The sequence below is a fragment of the Paenibacillus sp. sgz302115 genome, from assembly GCF_056120445.1.
Genome location: NZ_JBVYOK010000022.1, coordinates 37,510 through 62,150, shown reverse-complemented (window position 1 = coordinate 62,150; position 24,641 = coordinate 37,510). Strand labels below are relative to the sequence as shown.

22 protein-coding genes are annotated in these 24,641 nt (G+C 51.6%); 21 read left to right on the top strand and 1 reads right to left on the bottom strand.

The genetic code is table 11. From position 1 onward, the window contains the following. Positions 1–67: 67 nt before the first annotated feature. From AC0LWN_RS27260 to AC0LWN_RS27195, 14 genes are all read left to right on the top strand, one after another. On the top strand, positions 68–493 hold the full coding sequence (locus AC0LWN_RS27260) for a CBS domain-containing protein (RefSeq protein ID WP_019914561.1): 426 nt from the start codon (positions 68–70) through the stop codon (positions 491–493). 180 nt (positions 494–673) lie between these two features. Continuing rightward, entirely contained in the window at positions 674–982 is a 309-nt protein-coding gene (locus tag AC0LWN_RS27255; RefSeq protein WP_474670976.1) for a MazG-like family protein, read from the top strand. Between the two features lie 6 nt (positions 983–988). Next, positions 989–1,906: a DUF2232 domain-containing protein gene (locus AC0LWN_RS27250; protein ID WP_474670974.1), complete on the top strand. Its 918-nt coding sequence runs from the start codon at positions 989–991 to the stop codon at positions 1,904–1,906. 11 nt (positions 1,907–1,917) lie between these two features. After that, complete coding sequence (locus AC0LWN_RS27245; RefSeq protein WP_474670972.1) at positions 1,918–3,924, top strand: DHH family phosphoesterase; 2,007 nt, start codon at positions 1,918–1,920, stop codon at positions 3,922–3,924. Next, on the top strand, positions 3,921–4,367 hold the full coding sequence (rplI, locus tag AC0LWN_RS27240; RefSeq protein WP_474670970.1) for a 50S ribosomal protein L9: 447 nt from the start codon (positions 3,921–3,923) through the stop codon (positions 4,365–4,367). The genes AC0LWN_RS27245 and rplI overlap by 4 nt, the downstream gene beginning before the upstream one ends. Before the next feature lies 1 nt (position 4,368). After that, positions 4,369–5,730 (top strand): replicative DNA helicase, encoded by a 1,362-nt coding sequence (dnaB, locus tag AC0LWN_RS27235; RefSeq protein ID WP_458964941.1) that lies wholly within the window; start codon positions 4,369–4,371, stop codon positions 5,728–5,730. Positions 5,731–5,944: 214 nt separating this feature from the next. After that, positions 5,945–7,231, top strand: coding sequence for an adenylosuccinate synthase (locus tag AC0LWN_RS27230; protein WP_458964942.1), 1,287 nt, complete (start codon positions 5,945–5,947; stop codon positions 7,229–7,231). 167 nt (positions 7,232–7,398) lie between these two features. Then, on the top strand, positions 7,399–8,043 hold the full coding sequence (locus AC0LWN_RS27225) for a hypothetical protein (protein ID WP_474670966.1): 645 nt from the start codon (positions 7,399–7,401) through the stop codon (positions 8,041–8,043). A 297-nt stretch (positions 8,044–8,340) separates the two neighbouring features. Further along, entirely contained in the window at positions 8,341–9,876 is a 1,536-nt protein-coding gene (locus tag AC0LWN_RS27220; RefSeq protein WP_474670962.1) for a peptidoglycan DD-metalloendopeptidase family protein, read from the top strand. Between the two features lie 153 nt (positions 9,877–10,029). Next, positions 10,030–10,761, top strand: coding sequence for a response regulator YycF (gene yycF, locus AC0LWN_RS27215; RefSeq protein WP_019914571.1), 732 nt, complete (start codon positions 10,030–10,032; stop codon positions 10,759–10,761). After that, positions 10,761–12,593, top strand: coding sequence for a cell wall metabolism sensor histidine kinase WalK (gene walK / locus AC0LWN_RS27210; protein ID WP_474670960.1), 1,833 nt, complete (start codon positions 10,761–10,763; stop codon positions 12,591–12,593). Before yycF ends, walK begins: the two co-directional genes overlap by 1 nt. Continuing rightward, complete coding sequence (locus tag AC0LWN_RS27205) at positions 12,590–13,882, top strand: YycH family regulatory protein (protein ID WP_474670958.1); 1,293 nt, start codon at positions 12,590–12,592, stop codon at positions 13,880–13,882. Before walK ends, AC0LWN_RS27205 begins: the two co-directional genes overlap by 4 nt. 121 nt (positions 13,883–14,003) lie before the next feature. Next, positions 14,004–14,744, top strand: coding sequence for a two-component system regulatory protein YycI (gene yycI / locus AC0LWN_RS27200; RefSeq protein WP_474670955.1), 741 nt, complete (start codon positions 14,004–14,006; stop codon positions 14,742–14,744). 22 nt (positions 14,745–14,766) lie between these two features. Beyond that, positions 14,767–15,573 carry an MBL fold metallo-hydrolase gene (locus AC0LWN_RS27195; protein ID WP_458964948.1) on the top strand — a complete coding sequence of 269 codons (807 nt, stop codon included), beginning with the start codon at positions 14,767–14,769 and terminating at the stop codon, positions 15,571–15,573. Here AC0LWN_RS27195 and AC0LWN_RS27190 read toward each other — a convergent pair. Next, positions 15,542–15,748, bottom strand: a complete 207-nt coding sequence (locus AC0LWN_RS27190) for a hypothetical protein (protein ID WP_458964949.1) — start codon at positions 15,746–15,748, stop codon at positions 15,542–15,544. The two genes, AC0LWN_RS27195 and AC0LWN_RS27190, sit on opposite strands and share 32 nt — an antisense overlap. Positions 15,749–16,125: 377 nt before the next feature. On the opposite strand from AC0LWN_RS27190, the gene AC0LWN_RS27185 reads away from it, so the two are divergent. From AC0LWN_RS27185 to cydC, 7 genes are all read left to right on the top strand, one after another. Continuing rightward, positions 16,126–17,373: a S1C family serine protease gene (locus tag AC0LWN_RS27185; RefSeq protein WP_458964950.1), complete on the top strand. Its 1,248-nt coding sequence runs from the start codon at positions 16,126–16,128 to the stop codon at positions 17,371–17,373. Between the two features lie 391 nt (positions 17,374–17,764). After that, positions 17,765–17,965, top strand: a complete 201-nt coding sequence (locus tag AC0LWN_RS27180) for a cold-shock protein (RefSeq protein WP_039878010.1) — start codon at positions 17,765–17,767, stop codon at positions 17,963–17,965. Between the two features lie 178 nt (positions 17,966–18,143). After that, positions 18,144–18,374, top strand: a complete 231-nt coding sequence (locus AC0LWN_RS27175) for a cold-shock protein (protein WP_019914583.1) — start codon at positions 18,144–18,146, stop codon at positions 18,372–18,374. A gap of 225 nt (positions 18,375–18,599) precedes the next feature. Continuing rightward, positions 18,600–20,003: a cytochrome ubiquinol oxidase subunit I gene (locus tag AC0LWN_RS27170; RefSeq protein WP_458964951.1), complete on the top strand. Its 1,404-nt coding sequence runs from the start codon at positions 18,600–18,602 to the stop codon at positions 20,001–20,003. Next, positions 19,990–21,006, top strand: coding sequence for a cytochrome d ubiquinol oxidase subunit II (gene cydB, locus AC0LWN_RS27165; RefSeq protein ID WP_474670953.1), 1,017 nt, complete (start codon positions 19,990–19,992; stop codon positions 21,004–21,006). Before AC0LWN_RS27170 ends, cydB begins: the two co-directional genes overlap by 14 nt. Further along, positions 21,006–22,769, top strand: coding sequence for a thiol reductant ABC exporter subunit CydD (cydD, locus tag AC0LWN_RS27160; protein WP_474670951.1), 1,764 nt, complete (start codon positions 21,006–21,008; stop codon positions 22,767–22,769). Before cydB ends, cydD begins: the two co-directional genes overlap by 1 nt. Next, a complete protein-coding gene (gene cydC, locus AC0LWN_RS27155) occupies positions 22,766–24,565 on the top strand; it encodes a thiol reductant ABC exporter subunit CydC (RefSeq protein WP_474670949.1) in 1,800 nt (599 codons plus the stop codon). Before cydD ends, cydC begins: the two co-directional genes overlap by 4 nt. Positions 24,566–24,641 lie beyond the last annotated feature (76 nt).

Genomic DNA, 24,641 nt, shown 5'->3' with positions numbered 1-24,641 from the left:
GTCCTTAAAAGACGGTATCCGTTTCGGTTTAAAATTCCTTCGGAAACTTTTTGAGGAGGATCAAGAGATGAATATTGCGTTTTTTTTACTGCCGAAGCAGGAGGTGGCCTGCGTAACACTCGATTCAACGCTGCGCCAGACCCTGGAACGGATGGAGTTTCACCGCTATACTGCTGTCCCGATTCTGAACCGTGACGGCGAATACGCCGGTACTGTAACGGAAGGCGATCTGCTCTGGTATATGAAGGATTCGGGTGGTGCGGTTACGTTCGAGAACGCTTCGAAGTATTTGCTTAAGGATGTGCCGCTGCGGATGAATAATCTTCCGGTCTCCATAGATGCTGACATGGAGGATTTAATCAATCTGGCTAAGGTGCAGAACTTTGTGCCGGTAGTTGATGATATGAACCGGTTCATTGGCATTGTCCGCCGCAGTCAAATTATTGAGTATTGTGAGAAGGTTGTTGCACGCCAGTCGCAGGAATCATTATAATTCATCCACTGCGGCAACAGAAGCAAGGTTGACCAAGGCCTGTATTTCCGGCGACAACGGAATGCGGGCCTTTTTGGAAGCGGTACAGCCAATTTGTGGGACGTAAGTCGTCCCGTGTAGCTAGGGTAATTATTTATGCTATAATGGAGAATAATGCTTTTTGCCGGAGGTAGAGAGATCGTGCCCAATCCGAAGGATCTGGATGTAGCCAAACGCGCCAAGGTAATTGAGTGGTTGAAGACCGAAGTCGTTGATCAAGTCTCGCGGTTATTCAAAGCATTGTGGGAGGGCAGCACTACCCGTGTCGGCGACAGCCTGGCCAGCCTGATTATGAGCTCTTATATCCTGGGGCGCAGACTTGGCATCCCTTATCGTGAGATGGATGACCTGCTGATGGAGAAGCTTAAGAAGCACAGACAGGAAGGCCATCAGCTGGAAGAATGGTACCAGGATATATCTGCGTTAGAAGAACATATGCGTAAGAGGTGAATACTGTTGAAATTTCGCTGGACATCTGTGGCATGGAGCATAGCTTATCTGCTTTTGCTGCTGTCGTTATCAACCCCGCTACTCATTATCACGACCCTTTTTATGATTATTCCTGCAGTCGTGCTGTTCACTACTCTAAGTACCAAGCAGTTTATCCTCCATATCCTGCCCGTACTGCTGATTGTAGGTCTGATCACACCTGTTTATGTTTTGATAGCGGTCTATTTCTTAATACCTGCCTTAGTTATGGGGCGCTGGTATAAGAAGCGGGCTTCAGCTATGTCCACCCTTGTTGCCGGAACGGTTGCCATCCTCGGCGAATTTTTGCTTTTGCTGCTGATCGGGACTGCGGTGTTTGGCTTTGACCTCTCCACTTATGTGAACGATGTGCTGCAGATGGTGAATTCGCCGCTGGCAGAGCTGGGTGCGGGCAATCCGCTGTTGACCGAGCTGAGGTTCACAAGAGAGGATGTAAATGCGATCAGCCATATGACCGTCCAGATCATTCCGATGGCGCTGATTATGAGCTCATTCATGATATCTGTTATCACACATTCCATCGTCCGTCCGATTCTGAACAGTATGGAATATGCAGTACCGAAGCTGAAACCGGCCCGCGATTGGAGACTTCCAAGATCGTTCATCTGGTATTATCTGCTTGGTGTCGTGCTTAGTCTTCTGTTCGGGGGCGGAAACAGCGGGTTCATGCCAATGATCTCGGATAATCTGCTGCCTTTGCTAAGGATTGCTTTTGTCATTCAGTCCATTGGTTTCCTCTTCTTCCTGGTGCATGAGCGCAAATGGAGCAAGGTTGTGGCGCTTCTGCTGGCAGTGCCCGTTATTCTGCTGCCGGGGCTGTGGATTATCGGTATAGTCGACCTGGCGTTCCCGCTGCGGGAGCTTGTGACGAAATCGAAACGATAGGGTGAGGGCTCATGCCAAAATTTCTGCAACGACGCTGGCACGGCTATCATACCGTCTGGGCGTTCATGCTGATGCTGCTCCTGATTATAGCAGTCAGTGTCTATAACTGGGTTATTGGTGTCGCCTGTCTGTTTCTGGCCGGCACTCTGTGCTTCTCAATGCTGCAAGCAGAGCTGGCGTTCCGCCGTAATCTGGTGGAGTATATAAACGGGCTTTCATTCCGGATTAAGCGGGTAGAGGGTGAAGCGGTCAGTATGCTTCCGCTCGGCATTATCCTGTATAGCGAGGACCGGACCGTGGAGTGGAATAACCGCAATGCCGGAGATATTTTCACCCGCAAATCCTTGGTGGGAGAAGAAATGCAGGATCTGCTTCCTGACCTCATGCCCTTGTTGACGGGTAACGTTCCGGTGAAGCGGGAAGCTACCAAGGACAATGCGCTGAAGGATGTCCGGCAGGAAATCACAGTGGACGACCGGTATTATCAGGCGGTGGTTATTCCCAGTGAACGGCTGCTGTATCTATACGATATAACTGAGCTTGTGGTGCTGCGGGAACGTTATGAGGAAGAGAAGCTCGCCATCGGCATCGTGATGATGGATAATCTCGATGAAGCAGCGCAAGGCATGGATGATCAGCAGCGCACATCTTTGATCGCCAAGGTGGCCAGCGAGATTACGGAATGGAGCAAGCAGTTTGAGGTATATCTGCGGCGTTTGTCTTCAGAGCGCTACCTCATGCTGCTCAATCACCGCAGCCTGCAGGCGCTGGAAGAGAGCCGGTTCGTAATTCTGGATGAGGTCCGGGAAATGACTGCTGACCTCAAGGTGCCGATGACGCTGAGCATCGGACTGGCTTACGGCACCGAATCAGCAAGTGAGCTTGGCGCGCTGGCACAATCCAGTCTGGATATGGCGCTGGGCCGGGGCGGCGATCAGGCGGCCGTGAAGGCAGGCCAGCGCCTGTCCTTCTACGGCGGCAAGAGCAACGCCGCAGAGAAGCGCACCAGAGTACGGGCCAGGGTCATCGCCCACGCGCTGCGTGATCTTATGCAAGAGAGCGACCGGGTGCTGATTATGGGCCACCGGGCACCGGATATTGACGCCGTGGGGGCGTCCATTGGTCTCTTAAAGGCGGCTCAGATGTACAATGTGGAAGCAAACATTGTAATGGAAACGCCGAATCCCTCCATTACCCGCATGATGGAGCAGATCCGCCGGGATGAAGAGCTGAACAGGTCCTTCATCTCCACGGAGCAGGCGCTGCAGGTTATGACTGAGCATACGCTGCTGATAGTTGTGGACACACACAAGGCGTCGATGACGATGGAGCCGCGCCTGGTGCAGTATGCCAGCCGGATTGTGGTGGTTGACCATCACCGCCGGGGTGAGGAATTCATTAATGATGCCGTACTGGTCTATTTGGAGCCATACGCTTCCTCCACCTGCGAGTTGGTTACAGAACTGCTGCAGTACATCCATGAGAAGATCAAGCTGAGTCCGCTAGAAGCCACAATGCTGCTCGCCGGAATTACGGTGGACACCAAGCATTTTGCGCTGCACACGGGATCGCGCACCTTTGAGGCGGCTGGATTTCTGCGGCGTATTGGCGCGGATACGATCCTGATTCAGCGCATGCTGAAGGAGGATCTGCAGGAGTACATTTCCAAAGCGGAAATCATCAAGCATGCGCGGATGGTATATGACCATATAGCGCTGGTTGTGACGGCGCCGGGAATGAAGATTCCGCAGCTGCTGATTGCCCAGACGGCGGATACGCTGCTGGGAATGACGAATGTGGTAGCTTCCTTCGTCATCAGCGAGCGGCCTGACGGCCTCATCGGCATCAGTGCCCGGTCACTCGGGCGGATGAACGTGCAGGTGGTCATGGAGAAGCTGGGCGGCGGAGGACATTTGTCCAATGCTGCGGTACAGCTTGAAGGAACAAGTAAGGAAGCAGAAGCCAGACTGCTTGCGGTGCTGGCTGAAATTGAAGCGAAAGAGGGTCTGTTCGAATGAAGGTCATTTTTATAAAAGATGTCAAGGGTCAAGGTAAGAAGGGGCAAGTCAAAGAGGTATCGGAAGGTTACGCAACCAACTTCCTGCTGCCGCGCGGATTGGTTCGTCCGGCTACTGAGGGCAATGTGAAGACGCTGGAGAACCAGGCGGCTGCTGAACAGCGCCGCAAGGATCAAGAGAAAGAGGAAGCGGTGGAGCTTGGCAAGAAGCTGGACGAGCTGACGCTGACTCTGAGGGCCAAAGCCGGAGAGGGCGGCCGCCTGTTCGGCGCCATTACAAGCAAGCAGATCGGTGAAACGCTTGCTGCGACTCATGGCATTTCGATTGATAAGCGCAAAATTGAGCTGAGTGATCCGATTCGTCATGTGGGTACATTCCAGGTAGCGGTTAAGCTGCATACTGAAGTAAAGGCTAACCTCACGGTTCAGGTAACGGAGGAGTAACATGGGTGGAGATCTCTTTTTCGATCGGATTCCCCCGCAGAACCTGGAGGCGGAGCAGGCTGTAATCGGCGCTGTGCTGCTGCAGGACGAAGCGCTTATTACCGCGATGGAGCGGGTGAATACCGAAGACTTCTACGATAAACCGCATCAGATGATATTTGAAGCGATGGTGCAGCTCGGAGAAGAGAGCCAGCCGATTGACCTGGTTACACTGACGTCCAGACTGCAGGACAAGGGACAGCTTGAGGATATCGGCGGTGTCAGCTATTTGGCGAAGCTGGCGCATGCGGTTCCAACTGCGGCCAACGTCGACTATTATGCGCAAATTATTGAAGAGAAGGCGATGCTGCGGCGGCTGATCCGCACGGCGACGCAGATTGTCAGCGAAGGTTATACGGGCGGGGAAGATGTAGCCGATATGCTGAGTGATGCTGAGCGGCGGATTCTGGAGATATCCAATCGCCGCAGCGGCAGCGGGTTCATTGCCATCCGCGATGTGCTCATGCAGGTATTCGACCGTGTGGAGATGCTGCATCAGAATAAAGGCGGCACTTCGGGGATTCCTACCGGCTTCGTTGATCTCGACCATATGACCAACGGCTTCCAGCGCAATGACTTGATCATTGTCGCGGCCCGTCCTTCCGTAGGGAAGACGGCTTTTGCGCTGAATATTGCCCAGAATGTGGCGGTACGCGCCAAAGAGACCGTAGCCATCTTCAGTCTGGAAATGTCGGCGCCCCAGCTTGTTCAGCGTATGATCTGCGCCGAAGCTAATTTGGATGCCAACATTATGCGTACCGGCGACTTCAAAAGCGATGATGATTGGTCAAAGCTGACAATGGGCATTCAGTCTTTGTCGGAGGCGGAAATTTATATTGATGATACTCCCGGGGTTACGGTTACAGATATTCGCGCTAAATGCCGCAGACTGAAGAAGGAAAAAGGCCTCGGCATGATCGTCATCGACTATTTGCAGCTCATTCAGGGACGCGGCAAGGGCGGCGAGAACCGCCAGCAGGAGGTATCGGAGATATCCCGTACCTTGAAGCAGATTGCCCGTGAGCTGGATGTTCCTGTCATTGCCCTCTCCCAGCTTAGCCGGGGTGTGGAGCAGCGCCAGGATAAACGTCCGATGATGAGTGACCTTCGTGAATCCGGCTCCATCGAGCAGGATGCCGACATTGTTGCTTTCCTGTACCGTGACGATTACTACAACCAGGAGACCGAAAAGAAAAATATTATTGAGATTATTATCGCCAAACAGCGTAATGGTCCCGTTGGCACCGTGGAGCTTGTGTTTCTGAAAAATTTCAACAAGTTCGTCAACTACGAGCGTGCCCACAACGAACCCTTTGCAGGTTAGGCAGTTTTCGCACAATATCCGAACGATCACACATTTCATCGTGAGATCGTTCGTTTTTGTTTGACTTTAAAAAGTACCGCTGTTACACTGATTATTGTGCTTTAGCGGGTTAAACCGCTTTGGCGCCCGCAGGGCTGCGTACATAAGAAATACGTACTGGGCCCATATTATGAAAAATAATGGTGCTAAGCGAGGCACCTACGGAGGAATGAACATGTCAACGGTAGTCGTCGTGGGAACACAATGGGGAGACGAAGGCAAAGGGAAGATCACGGACTTTCTGGCAGAAAGTGCAGATGTGGTCGCTCGGTATCAAGGAGGAAACAATGCCGGTCACACGATTCTGATTGACGGGAAGAAGTTCAAGCTGAGCTTGATTCCATCAGGTGTATTTTATAAAGAGAAGACTTGCGTAATTGGCAACGGAATGGTTATCAATCCGGAAGCCCTAATCCAAGAAATTAATTATATTCATGAGAACGGCTTTGATACCAAGAACTTGGTGATCAGTGATCGCGCCCATGTCATTATGCCTTATCATATGGTTCTGGATGCTCTGGAAGAGGACCGCAAAGGTCCGAACAAGATCGGCACTACTCGCAAGGGAATTGGCCCGGCTTATATGGATAAGGCCGCCCGCAACGGTATCCGCATCGCCGATCTGATGGATGCAGAGGAATTTGAGCTTCGCCTGCGCCACTTGATGGAAGAGAAGAACCAGGTTATCACTCAGGTCTACGGAGCGGAAGCGCTGGATGTGGAAGAAGTGCTGACTAAATATTTGGAATATGCGGAAGTGCTTCGCGGCTATGTTACCGATACTTCGGTTGTGCTGAACGATGCGATTGATGCTGATTCCAAGGTATTGTTCGAAGGCGCGCAAGGCGTCATGCTGGATATTGACCAAGGTACTTATCCGTTCGTTACTTCATCGAATCCGTCGGCCGGCGGTGTCTGCATCGGTTCTGGTGTAGGTCCGTCCAAGATCAAGCAGGTTATCGGGGTTGCCAAGTCTTACACTACCCGTGTTGGCGATGGTCCGTTCCCTACCGAACTGAATGATTCCATCGGTGACTATATCCGTGAAACCGGTCATGAGTACGGCACAGTAACCGGACGCGCCCGCCGTGTAGGCTGGTTTGACAGTGTAGTGGTGCGTCATGCCCGCCGTGTCAGCGGCATCACCGGTCTATCTCTTAACTCGTTAGACGTGCTTACCGGACTCGAAACGGTGAAGATTTGCACAGGATACAAGTATCGTGGCGAGGTGATTACCCACTATCCGGCAAGCCTGAAAATGCTGGCGGAATGTGAAGCCGTCTACGAAGAGCTTCCAGGCTGGAGCGAGGATATTACTTCGGCCAAAACGCTGGATGATCTTCCTGCGAATACCCGCAAATATGTGGAACGGGTATCGGAGCTTACCGGCATTCCGATCTCGATCTTCTCCGTCGGCCGCAACCGGGAGCAAACCAATCAAGTGCTGCCAATTTATATTTAAGCTGAATATGCTTTAAGTCCACATAAGGGGCCTCATTTGAGGCTCCTTTTTTTTCCATACTTATATGTTTCCCTGGCAGGGTTCTAGTCAATACTGGATGGATGGAAGGTATAAAGACCTGATTCCTGAGAGTTTGGATATGAACATAGCGCAAGGGAGAGATAAAGATGAATTTAGTAAAACGGGCACTTGCCGTCTGCCTGATTGTAGTTCTGGCCAGCGGACTTTCCATTCTGACTACAGCATTTGTTGTAAATACGTATATTCAGTCTGTGCTGGCAAGCTTTGATATTAAGCTGGACGGCCCGGAGCCGGGAATTGGCGGATTCATGAAGAGTCTTGTAGGGATGAACAGTAAAGATACAACTGCTGACAATGCGGAGACAAATAAGGCGAAAACACCAATCCAGGGGACGGATAAAGGCAGCACCGGCAATAAGGACAGCAAAAGCGGCGAGCAGCCTGCGGAGGAGAAGGTCCCTGAGAATGCTCTGCCCGTAATGGGGGGAGTTTCGGGTGGCGGGGAACAGGGCGGGAGCGCTGCCGATCAGCAGCTGGTAATGACGCCGGAAGCGATGCGGGATATGAAGGACAAACTGCCAACTGATGAAAAAACCAATATATTCAATATTCTGATGACCAAGCTGCCGCCGGATGAAATGCAAAAAATCTCCAAGATCATGGAGGATGGATTAACGGAGAGCGAAGTGCAGGAATTGCAGCAGGTTATTGCCAAATATGTAGATCCGGATGAATATAAGACCTTAATGAAAATGCTTACACCTAGTGCAACAGATACACCACAAAATTAATAATTGTCATTTTTCAGACACAACAAAGCCTATGAACGATCATATTTTCGGATAAAACCCGCCATTTGCGCGGGTTTTGCCATGTGAAGAAAGTTGAAATCCTTCTTCCGGCTATGGTACAGTAAAAAAGGACTAAAAGGGGTTAATTTTTTGTAACCTTTTTCCGCTTTGTAACAGCATGATTATTCATACTAACGCAACAGAAAAATAGATGCAGCAGAATATATACAAGGGGCCGTATATCATAGCTTGATCGCTCTAGGAGGAATGAATGGGCGGACTGAAAGGGAGAGTTTCATGAAGGGATTTAAGTTCATGCGCCGGTTGGGGAATATGCGGAACCAAGAGGAGCGTTCAGCGCAATTCGGTGCAGAAAACAAACCTCGGAGAATCCGGCGCTCATGGATTGCAGCTTCTGCCGGTCTGATGCTGCTTGGGGCTTTCGCGGTCGGAGCGGAGAAGAGGCATGTAGCGGCGAACACAGTGACCTACTACAAGGTTTTGGTGAAGGGCGCGGAGATCGGAAAGATCAGCCAGGAGGCCGAGCTCGATGGGCTGTTCGAAAAGAAACGGAAGGAATACCAGCTCAAATATCCTGACTCGGTGATGGTGCTGCAGACAGACGGAATTACTACAGAACCGGAGAAGGCGTATAAGCCGGAGATCGACAGTGCCGCAACACTGGATAAGCTGGATAGCATGCTCAAGGCTTATGCGGTAGGCGTACAATTGACCGTGGGCGGCAAGGTGCTTGGAATCGTCAAGGATCAGGAGACGGCGGCTGCAGTGTTGAAGGGAGTTAAGGAGCATTATCTTCCAGAGGCCCAGGCTTCCACAGGAGCCCAGCTCAAGAAAACAGCAGCTTCAAACTCTGCCAAAACCTCGGCTGCAGGCGCAGACAAAGTGGAATCGGCTGCGATCCGCGAGAAAGTGTCCATTGCTCCGGTAAAAGCCGACCCGAACAAAGTGCTGAGTGTAGAGGAAGCTGTCAAGACGCTTACCGAAGGCAAAGAGGCTCCGCTGCTATACACAGTGCAGGAAGGTGACACGGTTTCCGGCATCGCCAAGCTGTATGGCACGACTCAAGCTGAAATTTTCCGCAACAATCCGTCGGTCGAAGAATTGACCCTGCAAATTGGGGACACGCTGCAATTAACCGTACCACAGCCTGACCTCACAGTAGTGACAGTTGAGCAGGTTACAGAGAAGGTTCCCACAGAGCCTGAAGTTGTTGTACGGACCAGCGATCTGCTTCCTGCCGGTAAGCGCAAAGTGGTCCGTCCGGGACTGGCCGGTCTAAAAACGATGCAGTATCGCTTGACGAAGGAGAACGGTCTGGTCGTCAAGGAGGAATGGCTGGGACAGACGGTAGTGCAGGCTTCACTTCCGGAAGTGGTGTACCGGGGAACCAAGGTGATCGGGGAAGGAACTAAGACGCCGGAAACCAAGGCTACCTTAGAAGCAACAGGGATGTTCGCCTGGCCGGTGGTCGGTGCGTCGATTTCCAGCAGCTATGGCGAACGGTGGGGACGCGTACATAAGGGCGTGGACCTGGTATCCGGCAACCGCACGATCAAAGCCGCCGATGCCGGAACGGTCAGCTTCGCCGGTGTACAGAACGGATACGGCAACGTAGTTATAGTGGATCACCACAACGGATATATTACGTATTACGGGCATTTAAGCAAAATCTCCGTTTCTCTGGGCCAAAGGCTTGAGAAGGGCTCCAAAATCGGGATTATGGGCAGCACCGGACGTTCGACCGGCACCCATCTTCATTTTGAAATCCGCAAGAACGGGACAGCGATCAATCCAATGAGGTTTTTGCAATAATCCATATGACAGGTTCGGCCGTCCGAATGATTTCGGGCGGTTTTTATATTTCACGCAGGAGCAGAATGTATATCGTAGGATGTGGCGCCAGATCAGGTATGTTAAAATAAAAGAATCAATGATAAGTAAGGGTAGAAAGGTGAAGCTGAGCCTATGCAGATGGGAACGATTCTGGTAGTAGACGATGAACAGCCTATTGCTGATATATTGAAATTCAATTTGGAAAAAGAGGGCTATGAGGTGATCTGTGCCTTTGACGGCAACAGCGCAGTAGAGCTGGCACTGTCTAAACGGCCCGATCTGATGCTGCTTGACCTGATGCTGCCCGGCAAGGACGGCATGGATGTCTGCCGTGAGGTGCGGTCCGCGCATCTCGATATTCCGATTATTATGCTTACAGCCAAAGACGGGGAAATCGACAAGGTGCTGGGTCTGGAGCTTGGGGCGGATGATTATGTGACCAAGCCGTTCAGTACGCGCGAGCTGCTGGCCAGAGTCAAAGCGCAGATGCGCCGCCAGCATAAGCCGATGCCCTCCGAAACGCAGAGTGAACCGCTGGAGAGCAAGCAAGGGGTGCAGCATTTCGGACTTTTTGTGGATACGGATATGTACATGGTCTACAAAGAAGGAGAGCCGCTTGATCTGACCCACCGGGAATATGAGCTGCTCTATTATATGATTCGTCACGCCGGCAAGGTGATGACCCGGGAGCATTTGCTGCAGGCCGTATGGGGCTTCGAGTATTTCGGTGATGTGCGGACCGTTGATGTAACTATCCGCCGTCTAAGAGAAAAAATTGAGGAGAACCCTAGCAAACCGGAATATATTTTTACCCGGCGCGGACTCGGTTATTTGATGCATAGCCCCAAAAACGGAGGGTTGTGATGAAGGGACTGTCCTTTTTCCGGACGATACAGGCGAGGCTTATTATTATCTATGTGCTGCTGATTCTGATCGCCATGCAGTTGATCGGTGTGTATTTTGTTAGCTCGATGAAGAATTCACTAACCGATAATTTCACCAAGGATCTGAAGGCGCGCGCAGAAATGCTCTCTATCCTGACCGCCGACAAGCTCGGCAGCCAGGCCGGAACGGCAGATGAAGAAACCGCTGTAGAGAGTCTGCGGGGCATGGTCAACAATCTCTATATCAACGGTGCTGAAATTCAGGTTCTGGATGCAAGCGGTAAAATCATCACCACCTCTGTTCCTTCGCAGAATGATTATGTCGGCCAGCGCAACACGCAGACTGTCGTCAGCCGTGCTCTGCAGGGGATCAGCGACAATGAAGAATATATTATTGCAGACGATAATGTGCGAAAGAAGGTAGTCGCCAAGCCGGTGCTCTCCGGTGACAAGGTCGTAGGCGCAATCTATATTGCTGCCGACATGAAGGATTTATACGCCACAATGAGCCGGATCAATAGCGTATTTCTCTCGGGACTGCTGCTGGCTCTGGCGCTGACGGCCGTTCTGGGTGTTATTCTCGCTCATACGATCACGCATCCGATCAAGGAAATGACCCGTCATGCCACAGCGGTTGCGGAAGGACGCTTTAATCGCAAGATGCCTGTATTCGGCAACGATGAAATCGGCCAGCTAAGCCAGGCGTTCAATTATATGACTGGAAGGCTTCGTGAAGCCCTGTCACAGAATGAGGAGGAGAAGGAGAAGCTGGCTTCCATTCTGGCGAATATGAGCGATGGTGTAGTGGCTACGGATGAGAGCGGCGTTGTCATTCTGATGAATACCCGCGCAGCACATATGCTAGGCTCTGAAGGTCCGCTTCCTGAGGGCGCTCCCCTGGACGAGCTGCTGGGCCTGGACCATGAGCAATCGGGATCGCTTGCCCAGGGCAACGCCCAGTCGGCCATGCTCCATCTCTCGCCCGTCGGGGGCGGCAGTTCCAACATTGTGCGCGTCACCTTTACGCCGATTCACCGCCGGGAAGGCCGGGGAATCGCGGGCACGATTGCTGTGCTGCAGGATGTGACCGAGCAGGAGAACTTGGAGGAGTCCCGCCGCGAGTTCGTAGCCAATGTGTCGCATGAGCTGCGGACGCCGCTTACGACCATCAAAAGCTATGTCGAAGCGCTGGATGACGGCGCACTTGATGATCCGCAGCTAGCTGTGCGGTTCGTTGGAGTTATCCGCAATGAAACCGAGCGGATGATCCGCCTCGTTACGGATCTGCTGCATCTTTCCCGGCTTGATTCGAAGGAATCCAGCCTGCGCATTCAGCAGACCGATATCTCCGAGATGCTGGAGGATGTCGCTGACCGCTTCTCATTTCAGATTCGCCAGAAGCGGATTCATATCAGCACAAGAGTCCGCAAGGAGGTTGAGAGCGCCTGGCTTGACCGCGACCAAATTGATCAGGTGCTGGGCAATCTGGTCTCCAATGCGCTGAAGTATACGCCGGAGGGCGGAACAATCCAGCTTAAGGCTCTGAAGAATGAAGAAGGAATGCTGGCTATTTCTGTAAGGGATACCGGGATTGGAATACCGAAAAAGGATATTGAGCGTATTTTTGAACGATTTTACAGAGTGGATAAGGCCCGCTCGCGGAATATGGGTGGGACTGGCTTGGGGCTGTCCATTGCCCGGGAAATTGTAAAAGCGCATGGCGGCTCTATTTCCCTGCAATCCGAGCTTAATGAAGGTTCGCTCGTGACCTTCACACTACCTCTGAGGGAGCAAAGGGGGAGTGAGTCATGAAGGAAAAAGTGAAATCATGGATTCTGGCGCTGCTAGTGTTCGGAAGTCTTGTAGAGAGCTATTACCTGATCTACCGGCTGCCGGGCAGCGATTCGGCGGTCATGTCGGAGAATCTGTATGTGAAGACGGATAACATGGGGCCGGAAGAAAAGGTAGAGAATCTGCTCTATCCCGATAAAATGATCATTCATATGGGGGAGAGCAAGCATACGCTTTTTTATCCAAGCACCACTTTCTATAATCTTATCCTGAACCGCTTGAAAGGACGCAGCTTTGAGAGCTTTCAGCGGCGTTCTGTACAAGATTTCGATTGGGATAAAATTCGTAACGAGAACCCGGGGATTGAGCTGTCCTACGGGGCAGGTATCCCGGTAACGCTGCTGCAGCGGGTGATGCAGTTGTCTCCTGATTCATTGTTTGAAGGGGAGAGCATCGACCGGATTTGGATTTACAATGTTAAAAATGATTCCAAAGCGCATGCCATCTTCTTCAGCACCCGGGGCGATATCGTATATGAAGCAGCCAAAGCCGACCTCACGGTTCAGGACGTGCAGCAGCATGTAGATTTCGGAAAAAATCTCCCTAATTATACGGCCGTGAACGGTGACTATTACGTGCCGGAGGGCAAGGTATCCATGGTTGAGGCGGAGATGCCGTCCGGCATGTACACTATCCAGCAAATGCAGAGCAATCTCTTTTTTGATGCAGGAAGCACCAGATATATCCCGGAGAAAGACGGAACGGAGATTTATACGGACAGCAAACGCAGTCTTCAGGTGGATCAGGAGCAGAACTGGATGAGCTACAGCGATCCGGCGGCCCTTCCAGCCGGGGAAAGCACGCCGGCGAAGGACGCTCTGGAAGCTGTGGACTTTGTCAACCAGCATGGCGGATGGAATGGAACATACCGGCTGGAGGCGACGGAGGAGGGCCGGCAGGAACGCAAGGTTTCTTTTCAGCAGTTCTACGGCGACTCGCCTTACGGTTCTTATCCGATCATTAGCCAGCCACGGCTGAAGTATGGAATCATTAATCTGGAGCTGCAGCAGGGAACGGTATCCTCCTACGAGCGCTCCCTGATGTATGTGCAGGAGGCTAAGGCGGTTAAGCGAATTGTCGATCTGCCGGTAGGAGACAGGCTGCGCAATCAGTTGGCGCAAATCAGCCAGGTTTCGGCGGTAAAGGATTTGACTCCGGCCTATGTGCCTGTCGTGAAGAGAGAATCGCTGCAGCTTCGCCCGGTATGGCGGGTTACATTGGAAGACGGCACTGTGCTTCCGTTGAACTAGGCGTACTAAAAGGGGCAGAAGTGACGGAGGGGAAGTTTGGATACTTACGGAGCGACAGCGACCGGAAGTCCAAACATCCCCGCAGTTACGACCAGGCCCCAAACTTTGAGGAGGGGAAGGTATGGACTGGGGAAGAGCGAAAAATGTAATGATTTACGCCTTTTTGGTGCTGAACCTGCTGCTGTGTTATCAGCTCTGGATTGATCTGCGCGATCAGGCCAGTGCCAACCTGGATTTCACTTCCTTGTCCCAGGAAACACAGGCGGTGATGGAAGAGAAGGCTATCCGGGTGCTGTGCCCGATCCCGGCAGCCACACCGCAGCTTCCGAATATTACGTACCATTACTCCAGCGATGAGCAGAATGATCCTCCGGTTCAATTGAAGGAGCCGGTAGACAGCAAGCTGATCTACTCCTCGTTCACGGAGCTGAGCAGTGCCCTGCAGGGCCAGATCACGGATATTGCTAATTACCGCTTCGATTCACAGGAAAGTGAGGTCGGCAAGTTCGTGCTCCATCCACTGGTCGATAAGAAATATTCGCTGTTCAGAGTCAGGCTGGAGCTGATTAACAGCGACCAGAAAATTGTGGCGTATCGCTGGCCGAAGATTGAGATTGAAGCCGGCAGCGAAGACAAAGCGCAGAAGGTGCTTCCGGCTTCCCAGGCGCTGAGCAGCCTGATTGAGAAATATTTACCGGCGAATTCAGTGGTCAAGGAGATTGAGCTTGGCTACTACGGTGAGCTGTTCAATTCCGAAAGCCAGGTAGCTTCGCCCATGTGGCGGTTCATGCTGGAGAATGGCAACGCCTATTATGTGGATGCCATTAGTGCGGACATAATCAGTCCCAAGACAACAGAGTAGAAGTAGAAGGAGCAGGAGAGAGATGGGAATATCATTTACGGTGCTGTCGAGCGGCTCTACCGGTAACGTAACGGTGGTGCGGAACGGGGAGACCACGCTGATGATCGACGCCGGTCTAAGTGCAAAACGGATTGATGAGCTGCTGGCCATGCGCGAGCTGACGGGCCAGGATATTGATGGAATTCTGGTTACGCACGAGCATTCCGATCATATTAAGGGGCTCGGAGCTATGGCGCGCAAATACGATCTTCCGATCTACGCCAACACCAATACCTGGGGAGCGATAGAGAAGGGAATCGGCAACATTGCTGAACATAACCGCATAATTCTGGAGACTGGGCAGCACAGGGATTTCGGCAGTCTGCGGGTAGAGTCGTTTGCAATTTCGCATGACGCTGCTGAACCGGTGGGCTACAACTTTTATGACGGCAAGGAGAAGCTTTGTGTCGCGACGGATCTTGGTTATGTCAGCGATAAAGTGCGTACAGCGATTTCGGATGCCGATGTCCTTGTGCTGGAAGCCAATCATGATATTGAAATGCTGAGAATGGGACGTTATCCGTGGAACACCAAGCGGCGTATTCTTGGCGACCTGGGCCATTTGTCCAATGAGGCGGCGGGGGCGGCGCTGAGCGAGATTCTTACAGGGCGGACCAAACGCACTTATCTGGCTCACTTGAGCCGGGATCATAATATGATTGATCTTGCGAGGATGTCGGTGCGCGGGGCGATGGAAGACCGGGGCTGTTTTTTCAAAGACAGTGAATTCAGGCTGTGTGATACCTACTATGACCGTCCTACGCCATGGGATAAGGTGAGTCAGTCATAAGCCGGTCCATTTCGGCGATTTTATGCTCCAGCTCTTGGCGTGAGAAGAGCCCTTTATCAATCAGCAGCTCGATCATCGCACTTTGAACTAGAACCAAATGATAATGCTCATCCTTGAGATCACCCAGCTTGCCGATAAATTGCACGAGGTCCATGCTTGTCCCAAAAGATTCCATTTTGCATTCCTCCTTCGATGCTGAATATACACTTTAACTGTAATAAATTTACACAAAATTTACTGCAGAAAAAATACGGAACGGCCGCTGCCTGTGATACAATTGTATAGAACAGATCAGGTGCAAGACAGGATTAGCTGTTTCTACTATTGTAGTCTTTTAAGTTGCAAAATATTCCTCAAAAATACGTAACGATTTATGCTAGGCTGCAAGAATAAGAGAGCCTTTATACTTATAAGCCGCACCTATGCGGCAATGAATCAGTTGAAACCTTTTAGTGCCTCCTGGAGTCTAAGAGATAAAGTAATAAGCTCGGACGTGGTTGCTTGGCGTTCAGGTCTTGAATGCAGTAGCAATAGAGGGGAGAGGGTGTAACGGTGGGACTGTTTGATGATGATTTCTATTCAACGAAAGTGTCGCGGCGCATAAGCAGGGAACATGAGGCCTCCAGTGGAGCTGGCAGCCGTAAATGGGCTGTGCGCAGATCGCGGAGGGGACTAGCAACGTGGCAGGTGGCAATGATCTGCTCCATAGCCAGCGCTGTGATGTCGGTGCTTCTCTTCAGTATGGTCACAGGGCAGTTCACTCATGTGAAAGCCAATTCACCGGCAGTGATAGGTAAGCTCGCTGTAAGCAGCGGCGATCCCTTTGACCGGATTGTTCAGGCGGCCGCTCTAGTGCGTCCTGCGGTAGTAAGCATTATTAATCATAAAGAAGATAACAAGGAACTCAATATCCAAGATCAGTCGGCATTGGGTTCAGGGGTTATATATAAGAAAAACGACGGCAAGGCCTTCATCATCACCAATAATCACGTGATTGATGGCGCAGGCAAGCTGGAAGTGGTTACGGTTGACGGGGAGACCCGCAAGGCGACACTTGTTGGTGCGGATAAAGTAAGCGACATCGCGGTGCTCTCCATAGACGCCAAAGGCATCAATACCATTGCCCAGATTGGCGATTCCTCCAAGCTGCGTTTTGGTGAGACGGTGATCGCCATCGGCAATCCGCTGGGACTCGGGGATTCGCTAACCTCAGGTATTGTCAGCTATACCGAGCGGACCATTCCCGTATCGCTGAACCAGGATGGCGTATATGACTGGGAGCAGGAGGTTATTCAGACCGATGCCGCGATTAATGAGGGCAACAGCGGAGGCGCACTCGTAGATCTGAACGGCAAGGTAATAGGCATCAATACAATGAAGATCTCTGATACAGGTGTGGAAGGCCTCGGCTTTGCCATTCCTGCCAATCATGTGATAGAAACGGCGGATGAACTGACAGCCAAAGGGAAAATAGCCCGTTCGTACTTGGGTGTATATTCCGTTGATCTGAACAATCCTTATGTGCCGCTCGCAGAGGATCAGCGCAAGGAGCTGAACCTGCCGACGAGTGTGAAGGATGGGGTAGTCGTGCTTGATGCTGTAGGTCCAGCAAAGGAAGCGGGACTGCAGCTCAATGATGTCATTACGAAGTTTGACGACCAGCCGATTACATCTACGCTTTCACTGCGGAAATATCTGTATGATCACACTAAGATCGGCGATGAGCTTACAATCACTTTTTACCGCAATGGGGAAATGAAGCAGGTCACTGTGAAGCTTCTTGAGAAGCCGGAGGAATAAAAACGCATCAGGCAGTATATAATGATGAAGCAGTCACATAAAGAGAGGCGGCGAGCCGCCCTTATAATTATTATTTAAGGGCGGCAACCGTTTCTAAGTGAAATACTTAGGGTAAAGGATAGTGAAGGAATTAATTTATATACTTTTTATATGCTGGTAGCCCTTACATTGGGAGAGCAACCTTATTAGGGGAAAAACGGAGAAATTCGGATGAGCCAGCTTGCCTTTGTTAATGAGGTGTGGTAACATGAAAATTAATCATACAATTGATACCTGATTCACGTATTGAAAAGGGCTGTCAACTGAAGCACAACCTTTTTCAATGTGTGAATTTTTTCTTTGTTTGAAGATAAAAAGAACATATTAATTTAAATTTGTGGAGGTAACACACATGCAAACAGGTACAGTTAAATGGTTCAACGCAGAAAAAGGATTCGGATTCATCGAAGTTGAAGGCGGAAGCGACGTATTCGTTCACTTCAGCGCAATCACTGGCGAAGGCTTCAAAACTTTGGATGAAGGCCAACGCGTTGAATTCAACGTTGTTCAAGGCAACCGTGGACCACAAGCCGAAAACGTTGTAAAACTGTAATAATAGAAGGAACCGTCCCGCTTGTGAAAGCTGGGACGGTCTTTTTTTAGAATGATAAGGAGTAACAATCCTTATATTCTCAATGAAACGGTTGCCGTCCTTAGAATAAAGGGCGGCAACGCCGTTTTTACTTGTCTGGATTCTCGGGCTTGTTACATAAAGGAAGGGAGGAACGGCAATGAACTACCGGAAGAAGCCTTTGGAGGAAGTACCGGAGGAAAATACTGAAATATGGGCCTGTACCAACGATGGATGTAACGGATGGATGAGGGATAATTTCGCATTTGAGCATGCGCCTTCCTGCCGTCTCTGCAACTCTCCGATGGAGCGTTCCATGAAAATGCTGCCACAATTGCTTAATTCGAATGGCGATCTTAAATCGCTGAAGAAGGGCACTTCCATTAGCTAATGAGCACCTTTATGAGTCAAGCTTTCTCTATAGAATGATGCACACATCCAAGACGGTAAAACCGTCTTATTTTTTTTGCTTTATGAACGTAATATTGTGATATTTGTCACAAATTTATTGATTTTTAGGCCGAAACAGGGTGTATAATGTGATTAATATCACACTTAAGGTGTTAGATTTTTGACAGAATATATGTAATGAATGGGGAGAAGGAAGGGGAGAAATATGGATACAGTAATACTGTCGCGTATACAATTTGCGTCGACGACGATTTTTCATTATTTCTTTGTACCGGTGTCAATTGGACTTGCGCTCTTGATTGCAATCATGGAGACGATGTATGTCAGAAAAGGCAATGACGAGTACAAAAGAATGGCGCAGTTCTGGGGGAAGCTTTTCCTCATTAACTTTGCCGTAGGTGTAGTAACAGGAATCCTGCAGGAGTTTCAGTTCGGAATGAACTGGTCCGATTATTCACGCTTTGTCGGTGATGTGTTTGGAGCTCCGCTGGCCATTGAAGCGCTGCTGGCCTTCTTTCTGGAGTCTACATTTATCGGATTGTGGATTTTTGGCTGGGACAAGGTTCCGAAGAAGGTTCACTGTCTCGCTATTTGGCTGGTAGCCCTGGGAACGATGTTATCGGCATTCTGGATTCTGGCCGCGAACTCTTTTATGCAGCATCCGGTCGGCTTTGCCATTAACAATGGCCGAGCTGAAATGAATGATTTCTTCGCCCTCATTACGAACGGACAATTGTTGGTGGAATTCCCGCATACGGTGCTCGCCGCTTACGCTACAGGCGCATTCCTGGTAACGGGTATCAGTGCGTATAAGCTGCTGAAGAAGCAGGATGTTTCTTTTTTCAGAAAATCGTTTGAAATTGCTGCTATTGTCGGGGTTGTATCCTCGTTTGGCGTAGCCATTGCGGGTCATGCTCAAGCGCAGTATCTCGTAGAGACTCAACCGATGAAAATGGCTGCTACAGAAGCGCTTTGGGATGACAGTGGAGATCCTGCGGCGTGGACGGTCTACGCAAACATTGATCCTGATAATAAAGTAAGCACACACGAGATTAAGGTTCCGTATATGCTAAGCTTTCTCTCCTACAGCAAGTTCTCCGGATCTCTTAAAGGTATGAATACGCTGCAGGCAGAGTATGAGCAGAAGTACGGACCTGGGGATTATATCCCGCCTGTACGCACAACGTTCTGGAGCTTCCGGATCATGGTTGCCGCAGGTACGGCGATGATCGGGCTTGGAGTCTATGCGATCTACCTGATGTGGCGCAAGAAGATGGAACGTCCGAATACCTGGTTCATGCGCTTAATGCTCTGGGGGCTGCTGCTTCCGCCAATCGCTAATGTGTCGGGCTGGATCATGACTGAAATCGGGCGTCAGCCTTGGACGGTATTTGGACTCATGACCACAGCGGATAGTGTGTCTCCTAATGTTACGGCTGGTCAGGTGCTGTTCTCGGTCATTTCCTTTACGGCAATTTACGCCATACTGGGAGCTGTGCTGGTTGGACTGTTCATCAAAGTGATCAAAAAAGGCCCTTATGCCATGGATAACGATCACGGTGACTCGCATGATCCATACACGAAGGAGGGATCGCATGCTTTCTCTTAATGAATTATGGTTTGTGCTGATTGCGGTATTATTTATCGGATTCTTCTTTTTGGAAGGCTTTGATTTCGGCGTAGGGATGGAAACCCAGTTTTTGGCCAAAAATGATACGGAGCGCCGGGTGCTGATCAACTCCATTGGCCCCTTCTGGGATGCGAATGAGGTGTGGCTGCTTACGGGTGCGGGCGCGATGTTCGCGGCTTTCCCTAACTGGTATGCAACACTGTTCAGCGGCTTCTACATTCCGTTTGTCTTCGCTCTGCTTGCGCTGATTGCCCGTGGTGTCGCTTTTGAATTCAGGGGCAAACGTGATTCGCTGGCTTGGAAAAGAACCTGGGATGCCTGCATCTTCTTCGGCAGCTTCCTTCCGCCATTCCTGCTCGCCGTAGTGTTCGCCAGCTTCATCAAAGGGCTGCCGATTGACGGCGACATGCAGATGCATGCCGGCTTCTTCGATATCGTCAACGTCTATACGGTAGTGGCAGGACTTACGGTTGTGCTGCTCTGTCTTGTGCATGGCCTAATGTTCACGACACTCCGTACGGTTGGCGATCTTCAAGAACGGGCGCGCAAGCTGGCACAGAAGCTGCTGTTCCCGCTGGCGGCTCTGCTGGTTGCCTTTGTAGCTATGACATATTACATGACTGATGTATTTGAACAACGCGGGGGACTTTTGCTCGTAGTTATCATTCTTGGAATTGCTGCTTACGTGCTGTCCGGCTATTTCATGAGCAAGAAGAGAGATGGCTGGGCGTTTGGAATGACCGGAGCGGTTATGGCCTTGTCGGTGCTCTCCATCTTCGTCGGATTGTTCCCGCGTGTAATGATCAGCTCAATTGATGCGGCATTTAGCTTGACGATTACCAATGCTGCGTCGGGCCATTATTCACTGAAGGTAATGACGATTGTGGCGCTGTCGCTGCTGCCGTTCGTGCTAGGTTATCAGATCTGGAGTTATTTTATCTTCCACAAACGGGTTCACGAGAAGGAGCATCTTGAATACTAATGGATAAAAATTTGCTTAGGGTTGCAGGAGTTAAGCCGGTCTTTCTGATCGTAGGCTTCCTTACCCTGGTGCAAAGCCTGTCCATCCTTCTGCTGGCGAAATCGCTGGCAGAAGTTGTCTCTGCGCTGTTTGCGGGAGAACCGCTGAAGGAACAAGGGGCTAAAGCGCTCTTGTTCCTTCTTGCGTTTCTGGTGCGCCACGCCTGTGCGCTGCTGATGAGCCGTGTGTCTTACCGTTTCGCGGAAGCCACCGGCAGCAGCATGCGGAGACAAACGATGGATAAGCTGTTCCAGCTGGGGCCGAGGCTGGCGGGCGACCGGGGAACCGGGGATTTGGTCACGCTTGTGCTTGAAGGAGTTGCGAAGTTCAGAACGTACATGGAGCTGATCATCCCGCGAATGGTAGGAATGGCGGTAACGCCGGCCCTGCTGCTGGTGTACGTCTATACCCTGGATACATCAAGCGGTGTCATTCTCACCTTGACGATGCCGATTATTATTGTCTTTATGATACTGATCGGAATGACGGCGCGCAAGCAGATGGACCGCCAATTGAAGTCGTACCGCACGCTGTCTAATCATTTTGTGGATTCGCTGCGCGGTCTGGAGACACTCAAGTTTCTTGGGCGCAGCCGCAGCCACAGCGAGAGTATTGCCGCTGTCAGCGACCGCTACCGCTTGGCCACCATGCGCACGCTGCGCGTAGCTTTTTTGTCTTCATTCGCGATGGATTTCTTCACCATGCTGTCCGTCGCATCGGTAGCAGTGAGCCTGGGGTTGCGTCTTGTTAACGAACAAATGACACTGGTCACGGGATTGACGATTCTGATTCTCGCACCGGAATATTTCCTGCCGGTCCGGCTGGTCGGGGCGGACTTCCACGCTACACTGGACGGCAAGGAAGCGGGAGAAGCGATGAGGAGCATTATTGACCGGAAGGCTGTCCAGGCTGAGATGCTGGAGGCGGATGGTGCTGAAGGCTCCAAGGCTGCTGCATCCAGAGCTGCCGTATTCAATTGGCAGAAGGACAGTGTGCTTGCGCTTCATCAGGTGGGCGTGAAATATGAAGAAGACGGCGTTGCTTCGCTGAACGAAGTGAATCTGGAGTTCAAAGGTTATGCCAAAATCGGCATTATCGGAGAGAGCGGAGCTGGCAAGTCTACACTGGTAGATATTCTGGGCGGCTTTCTGCATCCTACCTCCGGCACGATTGAGTTGAACGGTAACCGGGTCAGTGCGCTTACAGATGAGGAATGGCGCAAGATGACCTCTTATATTCCGCAGCGGCCTTATATTTTCAGCGGTACGCTAGCGGATAATGTTCGTTTTTATTACCCTGAAGCGACGAATGAAGCTGTTGCAGGGGTTATTGCTGCCGCAGGACTATCGAAGCTGGCTGACTCCCTGCCGAATGGGCTGGATGAAATGATCGGCGGCGGCGGCCGTTCGCTAAGCGGCGGACAGGAGCAGCGTGTAGCGCTGGCCCGCGCACTGCTGAGCAGCCGTCCGGTAATGCTGCTGGATGAGCCGACCGCCCATCTCGACATTGAGACAGAATATGAGCTGAAGGAAACGATGCTGCCTCTTTTTGAAGGGAAGCTGGTATTTCTCGCTACCCACCGGCTACACTGGATGGTCGATATGGATCTCATTGTCGTTATGCAGCAGGGGCAGGTCGCCGAGGTTGGCACCCATCGCGAACTTGTGGCCCGCAAAGGGGTCTATTATGACCTTATTCAAAGCCAATTGGAGGGAATCCATTGAAACGTGAAGGATGGTTTGCTCCCTATTTTCATACGTACTTCTGGCGGTTCCTGCTGATTATTGCCTTGGGTGCGCTGACGATTTTCTCAGCCTCCTCCCTGATGTACACCTCGGGGTTCCTGATCTCGAAAGCATCCATACCGCCGGAAAATATTCTGATGATCTATGTGCCGATTGTTGGCGTACGTACCTTCGGAACGAGCCGGGCGGTAATCCACTATGTGGAGCGCCTCGTCTCCCATGATACGATCCTGCGGATTCTCTCCAGGATGCGCATCCGGCTGTACAATATTCTGGAACCGCAGGCGCTGTTCCTCTCCTCGCGCTTCCGTACCGGGGATATTCTCGGCATGCTGGCCGATGACATAGAATATCTGCAGAATGTGTACCTGCGCACCGTATTCCCCAGCATCATTGCCCTTCTGATCTATGCCACCGCGATTATTTCGCTGGGCACATTCGATGTGGCGTTTGCCCTGCTGATGGGGCTGTACATGCTGGTGCTGGTTGTTGTGCTGCCGCTGGTTTCCCTGCTGCTGACGCGCTCGCGCCAGCGGCAGGTGAAGCAGGAGCGCAACCGGCTCTACCAGAAGCTGACCGATGCCGTACTGGGCATGGGCGATTGGGTGATCAGCGGACGGCAGAGCCAATTCGTCGCCACCTATGAAGCGGACGAGAAGTTGGTCGCCCGCACGGACGGAGCGCTGCGGCAATGGGCGCGCCTGCGGATGTTCATCGGCCAGGCCGTTGTTGGCTTCGGTGTGCTGTCGATGATTTACTGGGCGGCGGGCGAGTACCAGAGCGGCGCCATCGCCGGAACGCTGATCGCAGCGTTCGTGCTGGTGGTGTTTCCGGTGGCGGATGCTTTTCTGCCGGTATCGGATGCTGTGGAGAAGATACCACAGTACCGCAATTCGCTGGAGCGCCTGTCCGGTGTGGAAGAAGCGAAAGATAGTATCCCGGGAGTGGAGGCAGAAGCTAGAACCGCGGATGCGGCTGCTCTTGCAGAAAATGCTACGAAGAGAATCCAGGAAAATCAGCAGGCGCATATCGAGCTGCGGAATGCCGGATACCGCTATGCTGCCGGAGATGACTGGTCGATACGCGATCTGAATCTCGACATTCCGCAGGGACGGAAGATTGCGATCATTGGCCGCAGCGGAGCGGGCAAGTCCACGCTGCTGAAGGTGATTCAAGGCGTAATAACCCCTTCCAATGGCTCGGCTGTAATCAACGGGGTTGATGCCTCGGCATACGGCGAGATGATCCCGAAGATCATCGCTGTGCTTAACCAAAGCCCGCATTTGTTCGACACCACGGTGGCGAACAACATTCGGCTTGGCGGCCCGGAAGCATCAGATGAAGACATCAAGCGGGCCGGGGAGCTGGCTAAGCTGGATGCCCTGATCACTTCGCTGCCTGAGGGCTACGATACTCCTGTGCGTGAAGCGGGGCAGCGCTTCTCCGGGGGGGAACGCCAGCGGATTGCACTGGCCCGTATCCTGCTGCAGAATACCCCCGTTGTTGTGCTCGACGAGCCAACAGTCGGTCTTGATCCGCGGACAGAGCGCGAGCTGCTGGCCACGATGTTCGAGGTGATGGAAGATAAGACCGTAATCTGGGTCACGCATCATCTGGTGGGTGCGGAACAGATGGACGAAGTGATTTTTATGGAGAACGGGATTGTGGAAATGCGCGGCACCCATGCGGAGCTAATGGCCCGCGAACCCCGCTACCGCAGGCTGTATGAGCTGGACCGGCCCAGCGGGTTCCTGGGAGAGCTTGCGGGGAATTAGACATTTGGAGATGCCGAGAGGCTCCTTCCGCCCGGTTTGGGCGGGGGAGCTTTTTTATTCATATTCAGAAGTTTGC

Excerpts from the sequence above, each read along its gene's own strand:
- yycF (WP_019914571.1), top strand. The coding sequence starts at position 10,030 with ATGCAGATGGGAACGATTCTGGTAGTAGACGATGAACAGCCTATTGCT.
- AC0LWN_RS27205 (WP_474670958.1), top strand. The coding sequence starts at position 12,590 with ATGAAGGAAAAAGTGAAATCATGGATTCTGGCGCTGCTAGTGTTCGGA.
- AC0LWN_RS27170 (WP_458964951.1), top strand. The coding sequence starts at position 18,600 with ATGGATACAGTAATACTGTCGCGTATACAATTTGCGTCGACGACGATT.
- dnaB (WP_458964941.1), top strand. The coding sequence starts at position 4,369 with ATGGGTGGAGATCTCTTTTTCGATCGGATTCCCCCGCAGAACCTGGAG.
- cydD (WP_474670951.1), top strand. The coding sequence starts at position 21,006 with ATGGATAAAAATTTGCTTAGGGTTGCAGGAGTTAAGCCGGTCTTTCTG.
- AC0LWN_RS27175 (WP_019914583.1), top strand. The coding sequence starts at position 18,144 with ATGAACTACCGGAAGAAGCCTTTGGAGGAAGTACCGGAGGAAAATACT.
- walK (WP_474670960.1), top strand. The coding sequence starts at position 10,761 with ATGAAGGGACTGTCCTTTTTCCGGACGATACAGGCGAGGCTTATTATT.
- AC0LWN_RS27195 (WP_458964948.1), top strand. The coding sequence starts at position 14,767 with ATGGGAATATCATTTACGGTGCTGTCGAGCGGCTCTACCGGTAACGTA.
- AC0LWN_RS27180 (WP_039878010.1), top strand. The coding sequence starts at position 17,765 with ATGCAAACAGGTACAGTTAAATGGTTCAACGCAGAAAAAGGATTCGGA.
- AC0LWN_RS27245 (WP_474670972.1), top strand. The coding sequence starts at position 1,918 with ATGCCAAAATTTCTGCAACGACGCTGGCACGGCTATCATACCGTCTGG.
- AC0LWN_RS27230 (WP_458964942.1), top strand. The coding sequence starts at position 5,945 with ATGTCAACGGTAGTCGTCGTGGGAACACAATGGGGAGACGAAGGCAAA.
- yycI (WP_474670955.1), top strand. The coding sequence starts at position 14,004 with ATGGACTGGGGAAGAGCGAAAAATGTAATGATTTACGCCTTTTTGGTG.
- AC0LWN_RS27190 (WP_458964949.1), bottom strand. The coding sequence starts at position 15,748 with ATGGAATCTTTTGGGACAAGCATGGACCTCGTGCAATTTATCGGCAAG.
- AC0LWN_RS27220 (WP_474670962.1), top strand. The coding sequence starts at position 8,341 with ATGAAGGGATTTAAGTTCATGCGCCGGTTGGGGAATATGCGGAACCAA.
- rplI (WP_474670970.1), top strand. The coding sequence starts at position 3,921 with ATGAAGGTCATTTTTATAAAAGATGTCAAGGGTCAAGGTAAGAAGGGG.
- cydB (WP_474670953.1), top strand. The coding sequence starts at position 19,990 with ATGCTTTCTCTTAATGAATTATGGTTTGTGCTGATTGCGGTATTATTT.
- AC0LWN_RS27260 (WP_019914561.1), top strand. The coding sequence starts at position 68 with ATGAATATTGCGTTTTTTTTACTGCCGAAGCAGGAGGTGGCCTGCGTA.
- AC0LWN_RS27225 (WP_474670966.1), top strand. The coding sequence starts at position 7,399 with ATGAATTTAGTAAAACGGGCACTTGCCGTCTGCCTGATTGTAGTTCTG.